Below are 15,225 nucleotides of genomic sequence, written 5' to 3'. Positions count from 1 at the left end.
TATTTTTCTATGCCGACTATTTTATGTCTAACGCACGTCTTACAGGCGCGAAGCTTTTACGATGAAACTCGGTAGCGCCAAATTCAGCTAATTTTTCTAAATGATACGCTGTAGGATAGCCTTTATGTTTCACAAAACCATACTCAGGAAAAGCTTTATCGAGCTCAACCATTTCTCTATCTCTGACGACTTTCGCTAGAATAGATGCCGCGCTTATCTCTTGGACTAAGCTATCGCCTTTGACTACTGCCTGTGATGGTATATCTAGCTTAGGGCAGCGATTACCATCCACCAAAACAAATTCCGGTTTAATCGATAATCCTTCCACGGCTCTTTGCATCGCCAACATAGTGGCATGCAATATATTCAACTGATCGATTTCTTCTGGTTCAGCACGTCCAATGCACCAACACAGCGCTTTTTCTTTGATTTCATCGAACAGTTTTTCTCGTTTCTTTTCACTGAGCTTTTTTGAATCAGCCAGTCCTTCTATAGGATTATTGGGATCTAAAATCACTGCTGCTGTCACTACAGCGCCCACCAAAGGTCCACGACCGACTTCATCAACACCAGCAATTAAGTTGGCTTTCGGGTATATAAATTCCATTATTTTCTAACCAAATCCAGTACAGCCTCTGCGGCTTGTTGGTCCGCATCACAACGAATGAGTTGATGCAATTGTAAGAAAGTTTGCTTCAGCGCTTCCACTTTTTCACCACCTTCCAATAATGGCAGTAATTGCGCAGCAAGCTGCTGTGGCTGACACTCTTCTTGGAGTAATTCTTTGACAATTTCTTTCCCTGCCAATAAGTTTGGCAAAGAAACATAAGGGGTTTTAACTAAGCGCTTTGCAAGCCAGAATGTGAAGGGTTTCATTCGATACCCCACAACCATTGGACATTTTGTTAGCATACATTCCAACGCTGCCGTGCCTGATGCTAAAAGTGTCGCATCAGCCGCAGTCATCGCATCGCGAGCTTGTCCATCAAGAATATGGACATTCAATTCAGGAGCAACCTGCTGCTTTATTTCATCAAATTGCTGACGTCTCTTCTGATTTACCAAAGGCACTACAATATGTAAATCATCGAAATGACTATTTAATAGTGTAGCGGTTTTTAAAAAATCAGCACTGAGCATCTCCACTTCAGAATGTCGACTACCCGGTAATAAGGCTAAGCATTTTGCAGTTGCTGGGATATTTAAACGCTCGCGTGCCGCGTATTTATCTGGGTTGAGGGGAATCGAATCCGCCATTGTGTGCCCAATAAAACGGCAAGGAACATCAAAGCGGTCATAAAATGCCTTCTCAAATGGGAGAAATGCTAAGACTAAATTTGTTGAGCGACCAATTTTGAATACACGCTTTTGACGCCAAGCCCAAACAGAGGGACTAACATAATGGATAGTTTTAATACCTTTTGATTTTAAACGACCTTCAAGAGTGATATTAAAATCAGGTGCATCAATACCAACAAACACATCAGGCTGTAACTCAGTAAAACGCTGAGTTAAATCTTTGCGTATAGATAATAAGCGAGGTAATCGACCAAGGACTTCAACAATTCCCATGACGGCAAGCTCTTCCATTTCATACCATGCTTCACAACCTTCAGCTTGCATGAGTGGTCCAGCGACACCGACAAAACGGGCATTGGGAACGTGTTGTTTTAAGGCGCGGATGAGTCCTGCGCCTAAGATATCGCCAGATGTCTCTCCGGCAACAAGGCCAATAGTAAGTGGGCGGTTGCTATTTACCAAAATTCGCTCCTTATTAAAGGCCTTTTCGTATCTTCATCTACAACAGCAAAAAATTAACGAATAATTCCACGCTTAGATTGTGCTGAGTCTTCTAAAAAGTCGCTAAACACTTTAACGTGTTCATCCGTTTTAGCCATTTCAGCAATTTCTTCGCGCGCTTCTTCTAAAGATTTTCCTGAGCGATATAACGTTTTATACGCGTTACGGATCGCATGTAGAGACTCTTTTTCAAAACCACGACGTTTCAAACCTTCAAGGTTTAAACCGAATGGAGTTGCATGGTTACCTTGTGCAATGACGTACGGAGGCACATCTTGTGCAACACCAGAGCACCCACCCACCATAACGTGGGCACCAATTTGGCAAAATTGATGCACCGCAGTCATGCCACCAATAATGGCGAAATCACCTAAAGTGACGTGACCACCTAACGTTCCGTTATTCGCAATAATACAGCGGTTACCAATGATGCAGTCATGTGCAATATGGACGTTAACCATCAGTAAATTATCATTACCAATTCTAGTTAAGTCACCGCCTTGTGTGGTTCCACGATGGATTGTCACACTCTCACGGATGCGGTTACGATCGCCAATCTCAACACGAGTCGGTTCACCTTGGTATTTCAGGTCTTGGTTAATTTCACCAATTGAAGCAAATTGAAAAATAACGTTGTCACGACCGATTTTTGTGTGTCCGTTCACAACAATGTGAGATTTCAGCTCAGTACCTTCACCAATTTCAACATCAGCGCCAATATAGCAAAAAGGTCCAATGCGTACATTGGCACCAATAACAGCTCCATCTTCTACAATAGATGAGGGATGAACATAGGCAGTTTTGTCAATCATATCAGACCTCACGACGACGGGCGCACATCATTTCTGCTTCGCAGGCCACTTCTCCATCAACTTTTGCAACACCTTTAAAACGAGCAACACCGCGACGTTCTTTGATAAATTCGACTTCCAGGATCATTTGGTCTCCTGGCAGAACGGGACGTTTAAAGCGCGCGTTATCTATAGCTGCAAAATAATACAATTCGCCGGGCTCAAGTTTACCTACGCTTTTAAACGCAAGAATGCCTGTAGCCTGAGCCATCGCTTCTAAGATTAAAACACCCGGAAAAATTGGTTTGCTAGGGAAATGTCCCTGAAAGAATGGCTCGTTAAAAGAGACGTTCTTTACCGCGCGCAAAGATTTACCTTCTTCAAAATCCAATACACGGTCAACCAAAAGGAATGGGTAACGGTGCGGAAGTAGTTCTAAGATTTCTTCTATATTCAGAGTATGATTATCACTCATCGAAATACTCTTCCTGTCAATTAATACTATTTAATTAATGAATCGGCCCGCTTTAACTCAATGGTGAGTTAACAGGCAGGCCGGAAAAACGTAACTCAAGAAACTATTTTAGCTTGAATTACCAAATAATTACTGATTTTTTTGATTTTGGCTATCTAATTCACGTTCAATTGTTTTTAGACGCTTATTCATCTCATTGATGTTTAAGACTAAAGCCGCAGTTTTACGCCATGTTTTATTCGGCTGTAAAGGGATACCAGAAGAGTAAACTCCAGGCTCAGTAATTGGTCGCATGACCATTCCCATACCTGTTACGGTAACCTTATCACAGATTTCCATGTGCCCATTGATAACACTGGCTCCGCCAATCATACAATAACGACCGATTTTTAAACTGCCGGCCATGATGACACCCCCCGCAACTGCGGTATTATCACCTATTGTTACATTGTGCGCAATTTGGCATTGGTTATCGATAATAACGCCATTGCCAATGACTGTGTTATCTAATGCGCCACGGTCAATTGTTGTACACGCGCCGATCTCAACACGAGACCCGATGATCACGGTACCCAACTGAGGGATCTTGATCCAATTACCACGATCATTGGCATAACCAAAGCCATCCGAGCCGATCACTGTGCCAGATTGGATTAAACAGCTTTCACCAATTTCAACATGATGATACACACTGACGTTCGCCCATAAACGGGTACCTGCGCCAATACGGGTGTTTTTACCAATAAAGCAACCAGCGCCGATCACAACGTTATCACCTAGCACTACGCCACTTTCGATAACAGCATTCGCGCCAATAGCGACATTTTGACCAAGCTGAGCATCATCAGCAATAACGGCTGAAACATGGATATTCTCCGCAGGAGCTGGAGTGGTATCCATAATTTGTGCCATATACGCATAAGCAAGGTAAGGATTATCTACAACCAGTGCAGCAACCTTACAAGCACTCAGATCTTTTTCCGTTAAAACCACAGCAGCAGCTTGGCAGTCTGCCAATTTGTCGCTGTAACGGCTATCAGATAAAAAAGTAATCTGTTGATTGTTCGCTGAATACATCGGTGCGATACCGGTGATGACGATATCGCCATCACCGTGTAACTGTGCATTCAACTGCTGAGCGAGGTCAGCTAATCGAATTGAAGACATCTATTATTTAACCTGTTTTTGAACCTGGCTGGTGATATTGATACCATCTTTTGCATACGCAACTGCGTTTGCATCGATAACAACATCATAGCCTTCTTTCGCTGCAACAGCTTTAATAGAATCTTGGATACGGCTCAGAATTTTATTACGCTCTTCAGATTGACGACGACGATTGTCTTCCTCAAATTTTTGAGCTTTTTCTGCAAACTGGTCACGTTTAGTGATTAATTCTTTTTCCTGCTTTTCACGATCACTAGTGCTCATAGTCGCACCGTCACGACGCAGTTTTTCTACGCGTGATTGCAGATCTTTTTCCAGATTTTGCAATTCAGTAGCACGGCTTTTGAATTCACTTTCAAGCTGCTTAGCAACGGCTTCACGAGCAGGCATGTTTTGGAAAACTTCGCCAACATTCACGATAGCGATTTTTTCAGCATACGCACCCGCAGACATTGCTAAAGCAATACTCACACCCGCTGCACACAACAATTTTTTCACACTAAACTCCTTAACCCATTCTTATGGCTGGAAATTTTGGTAGCCCTCATTCTCTTATGAGGGCTGATTTCGATAGAGACTGGGCTATTACCAAGTTCTACCAATATTAAATTGGAACTGTTCTGACTTGTCGCCTTCGTAATCCTTGATAGGTTGCGCATAGGAGAAGACCAGAGGTCCAAGCGGCGAAATCCACTGTAAAGCAATACCCGTAGAAACACGGACATTGGTTGCTGTACCGTAGTCAGGCATACCTGCACGCCACGCTGGGTTAATACTATTCCAATTGGTATCCCATACTGTACCCGCATCCACAAATAGGGATGTACGGATTGTATTCGCATATTTTTCGTCGACAAATGGCGTTGGGGTGATCAACTCAAATGAACCTGCATACATCGCGTTACCACCAACTGCATCGCTGGATGGGCTACCTGGCTCAGGACCATCTTTGCCATTAATATTCTTCAGATAAACCGCTTTCGGACCGATGTTATTCGAACGGAAACCACGGATGGTGCTAGAGCCCCCTGCATAGAAGTTCTCATAGAATGGCATTTGTTTGCTACCAATACCATCACCATAACCTGCCTGTGCACGACCTAACACAACCCATGTTTCATCATCATTCAGTGGGAGGTATTGGGCAGTATCAAAACGCAGTTTGTAGTATTCGTTATCAGAGCCAGGGATTGTCACTTTACCTGAAACGCTGGTTTTGTTACCCGATGTTGGGAAGAAACCACGGTTTAATGAGTTATACGTCCAACCTAAGTTCAGCGTAAAGTCATCCGCTCTGAAGCTTTCTTTGTTACGACCATCTTTAGTCACCGGTGGGTTTTCACCCATAGATTGCAGATAATCCCACATAGCTGCTTGCGCACGCATGTCAGACAGGTCGTTATGAACATAACCCGCACCAATACGGAAGGAGTTATTTTCATTGAATGGGAAGCTTAATGTGCTATCTAGGCCATACGTTTTGTTGTTATAGCCAGATAAGTCCGCATCTTTCGCACTAAAGTCGTTATAGAAAATACGTCCACCCAGACTCACACCGTTAACAGTGAAGTAAGGGTCTGTCATTGAAAACTCGACGTTGGTTGAGTAGTCATTTCGGCTAGCGTTAATGCCAACTGCATTACCTGTACCCAACCAGTTATCCTGAGTTACACCAACTTGGAAGCTAACGCCACTTTCAGTACCAAAACCAACACCAAAGTTCATTGAACCGGTGTTACGTTCTTTAACCTTATAGATAACATCAACTTGGTCTGGGCTACCTGGAATACGCTGGGTTTCAACATCAACTGTTTCGAAGAAGCCTGTACGATTCAGACGTTCTTTACCCAATTCAACTAAATCGTTACCTAACCACGCCCCTTCCATTTGACGCATTTCACGACGTAAAACAGAATCTTTACTGGTGTCGTTACCTTGGAAACGAATTTGACGAACATAGAAACGGTTACCTGCATCGACGTTCACATGTAATTTAACGGTTTTATCTGCATCGTTAATTTCAGGTTGGGTCATGACGCGTGGGTACGCATAGCCATAGCGACCAAATAAATCTTTAATTTGGTTTTCCATTTGAGTCACTTGCGCACCATTGTATAACTCACCTGGTGTGATAGTGATCAGTTCTTGGATATCTGCTAAATGCTCAGCCGTATTACCATTAACGTCTACACCGGAAATCTTATATTGATCGCCTTCAGTCACATTAATCGTAATGTAGATATCTTTCTTGTCTGGCGTCAGACTCACTTGTGTTGAGTCGATATTAAAACGTGCATAACCACGATCAAGGTAGAAACTACGCAGAGTTTCTAAGTCTCCCGCCAGTTTTTGTTTTTGATATTTTTGGTCAGCCGCAAGGTTCCACCATGGCACATCGTCACGTAATTGGAGTTTATTCACCAATTCCGCTGTCGAATAATTTTTATTACCTACGATGTTGATCTGCTGAATTTTTGCAGATACGCCTTCAGAGAACACGAATTTTAAATCCACGCGGTTACGTGGTAATGGTGTGACCACGGCTTTTACTGTTGCATTGTATTTACCAACGCTGTAGTAAAAATCCTCTAAGCCTTTTTCAATATTCGCAATTTTAGTGCGGTCTAATGCCTCACCCACACGGATATTTGATGCTTCCAAGTTCTGCTTTAGCATGTCATCTTTTACAGATTTATTTCCTGTAAAAGTGATACTCGCGATGGTTGGTCGCTCTTTAACTTGAACGATCAGCGTGTTTCCATCACGCAGGACCCTAACATCTTCGAAGTTACCCGTAGAGAATAGCGAACGAATCGAACGACTAATATCTTCGTTATCGATTGAATCCCCGACCCTGACAGGCATGTTCAATAATGCTGCACCAACGGCGACGCGTTGTAGACCTTCGAAACGAATGTCTTTAACTACGAATCCGTCTGAACCGTATGCAGTGGCGCTACCTAAAAGCAGCGACGCTATGAGCAACTTTTTCATCGCCATCGTTGTTATGCGTATTCCTTACTGGTCCCAAGCTTACAAAATTAGAAGCGAGAGAAATCATTAAAAAGTGCAAGCCCCATTAACAAAATCAATGCCATTGCACCAATTCGAAAACTAAAGTCTTGTACTCGCTCAGACACCGGACTCCCTTTAATTTTTTCAATTAATAAGAAGAGTAAGTGCCCCCCATCTAACACAGGCAATGGAAATAGATTGATGATGCCTAAATTCACGCTAATCAGCGCAATAAACATCAAATAATATACCAAGCCTGACTCCGCCGAAACCCCCGCACCTTTTGCGATAGATACCGGACCGCTCAAGTTATTGAGTTTGACATCCCCAACAACCAGTTTACCCATCATATTGACAGTCAATTTCATCAACTGCCACGTCTTATCGCTAGCTTGATATAGTGCAGAAACAGGGTTGTACTGTTGCACCATTTTATATTCATCTGCTAACGGTAACACTGTTAATTCGACACCCGCAACACCAAAGCGCTCACCTTTTTTACCGTCCTGAGCATCAGGTACCAAGGTTAAAGTGATCAATTGCGAATTTCTTTGTACGGCTAATTTTAGTGGTGTCCCCGGATTATTTCGGATAATTCTCGTGACAGGATTCCAATCGTCCAGCACTTCTCCGTTGACACTGATAATTCTATCTCCCGGTTTTAAACCGGCACGTTCACCCGCTAAGCCTTCCGTTACTTTATGGATAACCGGATCAACTTTCGCAGACACTGGCATAATACCAATGGATAAAATTGGGTCCTGTTTTTCAGGATCAAATTGCCATGAACTTAAATCTACTGTTTTAGAAACCGGCTCATTATATCCTTGAGGCAAAACTTGTGCAGTAAATTCCCTATCACCTATTTTACTCACCAATGCTAAACGAACTGAATTCCAATCAGGTGTTTCGATACCATCTATCGATTTTAGTTCCATCTGAGGCTCAAAATTTGCCTCAGCGGCAATAGAATTCGGTTTAATACTCTCAATCACTGGGCGAACTGACGGTATCCCAATCATAAAGACAATCCAGTAGACAACAATAGCAAGCAAAAAGTTCGCAAGAGGTCCCGCGCTAATAATGGCGGCTCGCTGCCCAACTGTTTTGTTATTAAAAGCCAAATGTCGACGTTCTGGGCTCACTTCACCAACGCGTTCATCGAGCATTTTGACGTAACCACCAAGCGGGATCAGTGCCAAAACAAACTCGGTGCCATGTTTATCAACTTTACGCCAGAGTGTTTTACCAAACCCTATAGAGAATTTTTCAACGTAAACACCGCAACGACGCGCGACCCAATAATGCCCAAATTCGTGCACGGTAATCAGCACACCAATTGCAATAATAAACGCCGCTAAGCTCCAAATAAATCCCATTAATCTTCCTAAAGACCAAAACCGTTAAAAACTAACAAATTCAGCCCTGCAAATACGGGAATTGCCGCAGTTAGGCTATCAATTCTATCTAATATTCCGCCATGACCTGGGATCAAATGGCTACTATCTTTAATACCTGATTGGCGTTTAAACATACTTTCTGTCAAATCACCAAACACTGATACTACAACAACAATAATTGAAGTCACTAGTAAATAATCTGGCATTGCAGGGATTGGGGCATACAGGCTAAATAACCATGAGATAATTCCCGCAGTAATCAAACCACCGATTAAGCCTTCCCATGTTTTACCCGGAGACACTTTCGGTGCCATTTTATTACGCCCTATCGTACGTCCAAATGCGTAAGCGCCGGAGTCCGCTCCCCATACCAACAACATGACATACAGCAGCCACCATGCTCCAACAGAGGTATCCGCTTGATAACCAATCGTTCTTAATACCATCATACCGCTGTAGAAAGGTACGATAGTTAATACACCAAATAGCAATCGAATAATGACTGATTTGCCCCACGATGCCGATGCAGGGTAAGTCACCACTAATAAAATTGCGGCAATCCACCAGATTAAACCCGCCCATAGGCTATATAAAATAAACGAGGAATTGGCTAACGCAGTCATATCAAGCAGAGAAAATTGTATTGCGAGTAGTGCCACTGCAAATACAACAGCTAAACCAATACGTTTAGCTGGAGAGTGCCATCCTGCAAATTGGGCCCATTCCCACGCACCTAGAGCACAGACAGCTATCACAACTAGACCGAAATTCGCTGGAGACAGTAAAAAAAGTGCAGCAATAACAATTGGAATTAAAATCACCGCAGTGAGTAAACGATACTTCAGCACATCCATCCCCTTTTATTTGACAAGTTCGTCATCTGATTCTGCCCCACCATAACGGCGTTCGCGCTTGCTAAAAGCATCGACTGCATCCTGAAACACCATTTCATCAAAATCTGGCCATAAAACGTTGGTGAAATAAAATTCCGCATACGCAACCTGCCATAACAAGAAATTACTAATGCGATGTTCTCCACCTGTACGAATAACCAAATCAACACACTCTTGATCATGCATACAAATGTGGTCACTAATCGTACTTTCCGTGATGTCATCGACAGACAACTCACCACGATTCACTTTCTCATATACTTGTTTAACACTATTAACGATGTCCCATCGTCCACCATAATTGGCGGCAATATTCAGCTGTAGCCCCGTATTATTCGCTGTTAATGCTTCGGCTTTATCAATTCTTTTTCTTAAAGTTTCACTAAAGCGACCAACATCACCAATAATTTTTAGTTTTACGTTATTTTTATGCAGGTTTTTGACTTCATTATCTAATGCAAAAACAAACAGATCCATCAGTGAACTGACTTCTTTCTCAGGTCTTTTCCAGTTTTCACTGCTGAATGCGTAAAGTGTGAGAGAACGAATATTATTCTTTACTGCAAAACGCACAGAACTACGTACAGATTCAACACCTGCTCGATGACCAGTAATTCTGAATTTTCCTCTCTGCTTTGCCCATCGCCCATTGCCATCCATAATGATAGCAACATGCTTAGGCATCATAGAATCAGAGAGATTTTCACCACTAGAGTTCATTAAATGTTAATCCTTGTCTGTACTACTTGGGAAATCCGGCTCAATCATAACTCTTATGATTATAATTGCTGATAAGACACATCCTTAATTTACTTATTGTTGATATGCTTTTTATTCTCAACCCGCCACATATTAAAGATATATTATAGTTATCAGCAACTAAATAAATCACATATCAAGATTAAAATTCTTGAGTAATGAGTTGAGCGGCTTCACGACGAGCACAAGCATCGATTTCTAAGACCTCATCAATGGATGTGGGTTCCGAAAAATCTAATTTATCCATAATCTTGTGGTTGATTTTTGCAATATCCGTAAAACGAATTTTCTCTTCCAAAAATGCGCCTACGGTAATTTCATTCGCACCGTTTAATACTGTGGTAGCCGCTTGGCCTTGGTGGCATGCATCGATAGCCAATTTCAGGCAAGGATAACGTTGATAATCAGGTTCAACGAAAGTCAGTGAAGATAATGTAGTGAAATCCAATGGTTTAGCACCAGAAATAATACGCTGAGGGTATGCCATGCTATACGAAATTGGTGTACGCATGTCCGGCGTTCCTAATTGAGCAATCACACTGCCATCACGATAACGCACCATCGAGTGGATCACCGATTGTGGGTGAATAATCACTTCCATCTGCTGTTCAGTCGCATTAAAAAAATAACAGGCCTCGATATATTCTAGCCCCTTATTCATCATCGTTGCAGAATCAACGGAGATCTTACGCCCCATAGACCAATTTGGGTGGTTACACGCTTCATCAGGCGTCACTTGATCAAAATAAGATAATGGCGTATCCCTAAATGGTCCACCGGACCCCGTCAAAACAATGCTGGAAATACCGGAAGCCGTTAGATCTGCAAAACCTAAATTCAGCTGAATTTCTTCAGGTAAACTTTGGAAAATTGCATTATGCTCGCTATCTATTGGGAAAACTGTAGCATGGTGCTCACGAATCGCATTAAAGAATAAACGGCCACTGGTAATCAGAGACTCTTTATTCGCTAATAATATTCTTTTTCCTTTACGGATAGCCGCTAGCGTTGGCAAAAGTCCTGCGACCCCCGTAATAGCTGACATCACTTGATCTGCTTCATCGAGTCCCGCGAGTTCAATTGCTGATTCTTTGCCCGATAAAACGTCTGTTTTGCAGTTATTTTCCGTCAAAATAGAACGTAATGCTTTCGCGGCACGCTCATCAGACATAGAGACATATTTAGGATTAAATTCAAGGCACTGGCTTGCCATTTCAGATACGTTTTGACCTGCAACTAATGCAAGAATTTGGAATTTATCAGGATTTTGACGAACAACAGAAAGTGTACTTGTACCGATTGAGCCTGTAGAACCCAGGATAGTAAGACGTTTCATAGTGATCAGATGCTCTGTATTAATTCAATACTGAGATTATATCAGCTTAGTGATGAGAAAGGATTGTTTAATAGAAATGATAAATAATAAAGCCATGCTAAAGCACACTTTTAAAAAATGTGTTCAGATGGCTTTATTATTAAGATGGATTAAAACTCCATCAGCTCCGCTTCTTTCTGAGCCAATGCTTCATCCACTTTTTTGATGAAATGATCAGTCAACTTTTGGATGTCATCCTGTGAACGGCGCTCGTCATCTTCACTGATTTCTTTATCTTTCAGTAAAGCTTTAACTTTATCGTTAGCGTCACGGCGGACGTTACGGATAGCAATACGACCTTGTTCTGCGTCACCACGTACCACTTTGATTAAGTCTTTACGACGTTCTTCAGTCAATGGAGGAAGTGGAACGCGGATAACAGTACCCGCTGAAGAAGGATTCAGACCTAAGTCAGATGCCATGATTGCTTTTTCAATTGCAGGAGACATGCTGCGGTCAAAAACAGAAATAGCTAATGTGCGTGAATCTTCAACAGTCACGTTAGCTAATTGACGTAAAGGCGTCGCAGAACCGTAATATTCAACAGTGATACCGTCTAACAGGCTTGGAGAAGCGCGGCCAGTACGAACTTTACTGATTTGACTTTTTAATGATTCAAGGCTCTTTTCCATACGGTCTTGAGCATCTTTTTGGATTTCGTTAATCACGTTATCAACCCTTAAGAACTAGTTATTAAAGGCCGCTAAGCAGCCTCGCTTAAATTGTCTGAATTTATGCTAGATAATACATTCAAACTCAGGTCATGTCTCTGAGTATTAATTGTGAGAAATCAGAGTTCCTTCGTTTTCACCCATCACAACACGGCGTAATGCGCCTGGCTTATTCATGTTGAAAACACGAATTGGCAGGTTGTGATCGCGGGCTAGCGTAAATGCAGCTAAGTCCATAACTTTCAATTCACGCTCAAGAACATCTTGATAATTCAGTTTTTCATACAGAACGGCATCAGGATCTTTGGCAGGATCTGACGAGTAAACGCCATCAACTTTTGTGGCTTTCAGTACAACATCAGCTTCAATTTCAATGCCTCGTAAGCAAGCCGCTGAGTCCGTTGTGAAGAATGGATTTCCTGTACCCGCAGAGAAAATAACCACACGACCATGACGCAATAAGCTAATGGCTTCAGCCCAGCTATAGTTATCACATACGCCATTGAGTGGAATTGCAGACATCAGTCTTGCGTTAACGTATGCACGGTGTAGTGCATCACGCATTGCCAGACCGTTCATGACAGTTGCTAGCATCCCCATATGGTCACCAACAACACGATTCATACCTGCTTGTGCCAAGCCAGCACCGCGGAACAAGTTACCACCACCAATAACCACACCGACCTGTATACCCAGTTCTATAAGTTCTTTGATTTCCTGAGCCATACGATCTAAAACGCTAGCATCGATACCAAAACCTTCTGCACCTTGTAGAGCCTCGCCACTTAGTTTAAGCAGAATACGCTGATAAACGGGTTTTGCATTGGTTGCCATGAGTTGTGTCCTAACAGGTCATTATTGGAGTCATACATAAAGAGTCACGCTCTCTATGCCGAAAAATGTATTTATACAGAATGCTACACAAAAATAGTTCAAGTTGCAGGAAGTTAAGTCGCTACTCTAAAAGAGTGCGAAAGCATGCAGCTTGAAATATGCAGTGTATTAAAGAAAGGCCGCCAATTGGCGGCCCTTTAAGTTGATTACTTGCTCATTGCAGCAACTTCTGCTGCGAAGTCAGTTTCAACTTTTTCGATACCTTCGCCAACTTCGAAACGGATGAAGTTAGTTACAGTAGCACCTTTTTCTTTCAGTAAGTCACCAACAGATTTGCTTGGATCCATTACGAAAGGCTGGCCAGTCAGAGAGATTTCGCCAGTGAATTTGTTCATGCGACCGATAACCATTTTTTCAGCGATTTCGCGTGGTTTACCAGATTGCATAGCGATGTCTAACTGAATTTGGTGCTCGTGAGCAACAACATCAGCTGGAACGTTGTCTGGAGTCACATATTCTGGTTTGCTTGCAGCAATGTGCATAGCGATGTGTTTCAGCAGTTCTTCATCTGCGCCTTCGCCAGCAACCAGAACACCGATACGAGCACCGTGCAGGTAGCTACCTACTTGTGCGCCTTCCAGAATAGCAACGCGACGGATATTGATGTTTTCACCAATTTTCGCAACTAACGCTGTACGAGCTTCTTCGAATTTTGCTTTCAGAGCGTCGATATCAGCATTTTTATCTGCAACAACAGAAGCTAATACTTCTTTACCGAATGCTAAGAAACCAGCATCTTTAGCAACGAAGTCAGTTTCACAGTTCAGTTCGATCAGTGCGCCAGTTTTACCGTCGTTGAAAACTTCAGTCAGGATAACGCCTTCAGCTGCAACGCGACCTGCTTTTTTAGCCGCTTTTGCTTGACCTGATTTACGCATGTTGTCGATTGCTAATTCGATGTCGCCGTTAGCTTCAACTAATGCTTTTTTACATTCCATCATACCTGCGCCAGTACGTTCGCGCAGTTCTTTTACCAATGCAGCGGTAATTCCAGACATGTGATTTATTCCTCGATGTTCCCCGTGAGAGTTTTCTCACGTGGATAGTTCTGATTCACAGAGTACAAAAGGGGCCCAATCAGGCCCCTTCTAACTATATATAGCAGTACCTGTATAGCAATACCTAGTTAATAAGGGGTGACCTTATTATTCAGCTTCTACTAAGTTTTCTTCTGCTTGAACAGCCAGATCTTGTGAACGGCCTTCACGAACGGTGTTTGCAACAGCGCCCAGATACAGTTTGATTGCACGGATTGCATCGTCGTTACCAGGGATAACGAAGTCGATACCGTCTGGATCAGAGTTAGTATCAACGATAGCGAAAACTGGGATACCCAGGTTGTTAGCTTCTTTGATAGCAATGTGTTCGTGGTCTGCATCGATAACGAACAGAGCGTCTGGTAAACCGCCCATATCTTTGATACCGCCTAAGCTGTTTTCTAACTTACCAAGTTCACGAGTACGCATCAGCGCTTCTTTCTTGGTCAGTTTGTCGAAAGTACCGTCTTGTGACTGAACTTCCAGATCTTTCAGACGTTTGATTGACTGACGAACAGTTTTCCAGTTAGTCAGCATACCACCTAACCAACGGTGGTTAACGAAATATTGATCACAGCTGTTAGCAGCTTCTTGAACGGCTTCGCTTGCAGCACGTTTAGTACCAACAAACAGAATTTTGCCTTTACGAGAAGCAATTTTAGTCAACTCAGCCAGAGCTTCGTTGAACATTGGAACAGTCTTTTCCAAGTTGATGATATGAACTTTGTTACGAGCGCCGAAAATGAAAGGTTTCATTTTAGGGTTCCAGTAACGAGTCTGGTGACCAAAGTGAACGCCCGCTTGTAACATATCGCGCATGGAAACAGTTGCCATTTTATACCTCTGTATATAAGTAATTGGGGTTATGCCTCCACGAATCCCATGCTACCGACTCTAAAGCTGCGTCTAAACGCATAAGAGCACCCCGGCGCATGTGCCGATTCGTGT

The 15,225-nt window shown here is 42.6% G+C and carries 15 protein-coding genes; all 15 read right to left on the bottom strand.

All coding sequences use genetic code 11. The features are described from left to right. Positions 1-16: 16 nt before the first annotated feature. The 15 genes from rnhB to rpsB all read right to left on the bottom strand — a co-directional run bounded on the left by rnhB (position 17) and on the right by rpsB (position 15,111). Positions 17-607: a ribonuclease HII gene (rnhB, locus tag PSF16_RS00490; RefSeq protein ID WP_272688607.1), complete on the bottom strand. Its 591-nt coding sequence runs from the start codon at positions 605-607 to the stop codon at positions 17-19. Next, the gene (lpxB, locus tag PSF16_RS00485) at positions 607-1,761 is read right to left on the bottom strand and encodes a lipid-A-disaccharide synthase (RefSeq protein ID WP_006658397.1); all 1,155 of its coding nucleotides are present in this window, start codon (positions 1,759-1,761) and stop codon (positions 607-609) included. The genes rnhB and lpxB overlap by 1 nt, the downstream gene beginning before the upstream one ends. A gap of 53 nt (positions 1,762-1,814) precedes the next feature. Continuing rightward, positions 1,815-2,612, bottom strand: coding sequence for an acyl-ACP--UDP-N-acetylglucosamine O-acyltransferase (lpxA, locus tag PSF16_RS00480; protein WP_006658398.1), 798 nt, complete (start codon positions 2,610-2,612; stop codon positions 1,815-1,817). A gap of 1 nt (position 2,613) precedes the next feature. Further along, positions 2,614-3,066, bottom strand: a complete 453-nt coding sequence (gene fabZ / locus PSF16_RS00475; protein WP_006658399.1) for a 3-hydroxyacyl-ACP dehydratase FabZ — start codon at positions 3,064-3,066, stop codon at positions 2,614-2,616. Positions 3,067-3,195: 129 nt separating this feature from the next. Further along, a complete protein-coding gene (gene lpxD / locus PSF16_RS00470) occupies positions 3,196-4,233 on the bottom strand; it encodes a UDP-3-O-(3-hydroxymyristoyl)glucosamine N-acyltransferase (RefSeq protein WP_006658400.1) in 1,038 nt (345 codons plus the stop codon). Positions 4,234-4,236: 3 nt separating this feature from the next. After that, positions 4,237-4,731 carry a molecular chaperone Skp gene (gene skp, locus PSF16_RS00465; RefSeq protein ID WP_006658401.1) on the bottom strand — a complete coding sequence of 165 codons (495 nt, stop codon included), beginning with the start codon at positions 4,729-4,731 and terminating at the stop codon, positions 4,237-4,239. 87 nt (positions 4,732-4,818) lie between these two features. Beyond that, positions 4,819-7,233: an outer membrane protein assembly factor BamA gene (gene bamA / locus PSF16_RS00460; RefSeq protein WP_006658402.1), complete on the bottom strand. Its 2,415-nt coding sequence runs from the start codon at positions 7,231-7,233 to the stop codon at positions 4,819-4,821. Between the two features lie 41 nt (positions 7,234-7,274). Further along, positions 7,275-8,627, bottom strand: a complete 1,353-nt coding sequence (gene rseP / locus PSF16_RS00455) for a sigma E protease regulator RseP (RefSeq protein ID WP_006662990.1) — start codon at positions 8,625-8,627, stop codon at positions 7,275-7,277. A gap of 8 nt (positions 8,628-8,635) precedes the next feature. Next, positions 8,636-9,502 carry a phosphatidate cytidylyltransferase gene (cdsA, locus tag PSF16_RS00450; RefSeq protein ID WP_006658404.1) on the bottom strand — a complete coding sequence of 289 codons (867 nt, stop codon included), beginning with the start codon at positions 9,500-9,502 and terminating at the stop codon, positions 8,636-8,638. A 6-nt stretch (positions 9,503-9,508) separates the two neighbouring features. Further along, positions 9,509-10,261 carry a polyprenyl diphosphate synthase gene (gene uppS / locus PSF16_RS00445; protein WP_006658405.1) on the bottom strand — a complete coding sequence of 251 codons (753 nt, stop codon included), beginning with the start codon at positions 10,259-10,261 and terminating at the stop codon, positions 9,509-9,511. 181 nt (positions 10,262-10,442) lie between these two features. After that, a complete protein-coding gene (gene ispC / locus PSF16_RS00440) occupies positions 10,443-11,636 on the bottom strand; it encodes a 1-deoxy-D-xylulose-5-phosphate reductoisomerase (RefSeq protein WP_006658406.1) in 1,194 nt (397 codons plus the stop codon). A 149-nt stretch (positions 11,637-11,785) separates the two neighbouring features. After that, the gene (gene frr / locus PSF16_RS00435) at positions 11,786-12,343 is read right to left on the bottom strand and encodes a ribosome recycling factor (protein WP_006658407.1); all 558 of its coding nucleotides are present in this window, start codon (positions 12,341-12,343) and stop codon (positions 11,786-11,788) included. A 108-nt stretch (positions 12,344-12,451) separates the two neighbouring features. Beyond that, positions 12,452-13,180 (bottom strand): UMP kinase, encoded by a 729-nt coding sequence (gene pyrH, locus PSF16_RS00430; protein WP_006658408.1) that lies wholly within the window; start codon positions 13,178-13,180, stop codon positions 12,452-12,454. A gap of 206 nt (positions 13,181-13,386) precedes the next feature. Beyond that, a complete protein-coding gene (gene tsf, locus PSF16_RS00425; RefSeq protein ID WP_006658409.1) occupies positions 13,387-14,238 on the bottom strand; it encodes a translation elongation factor Ts in 852 nt (283 codons plus the stop codon). Positions 14,239-14,385: 147 nt separating this feature from the next. After that, positions 14,386-15,111, bottom strand: coding sequence for a 30S ribosomal protein S2 (gene rpsB, locus PSF16_RS00420; RefSeq protein ID WP_006658410.1), 726 nt, complete (start codon positions 15,109-15,111; stop codon positions 14,386-14,388). Between the last annotated feature and the right edge of the window lie 114 nt (positions 15,112-15,225).

The organism is Providencia sp. PROV033 (assembly GCF_028484855.1).
Classification (GTDB): domain Bacteria; phylum Pseudomonadota; class Gammaproteobacteria; order Enterobacterales; family Enterobacteriaceae; genus Providencia; species Providencia alcalifaciens.
Note: the sequence above shows the minus strand (reverse complement) of the source record. Positions and strands in the feature narration are given on the sequence as shown.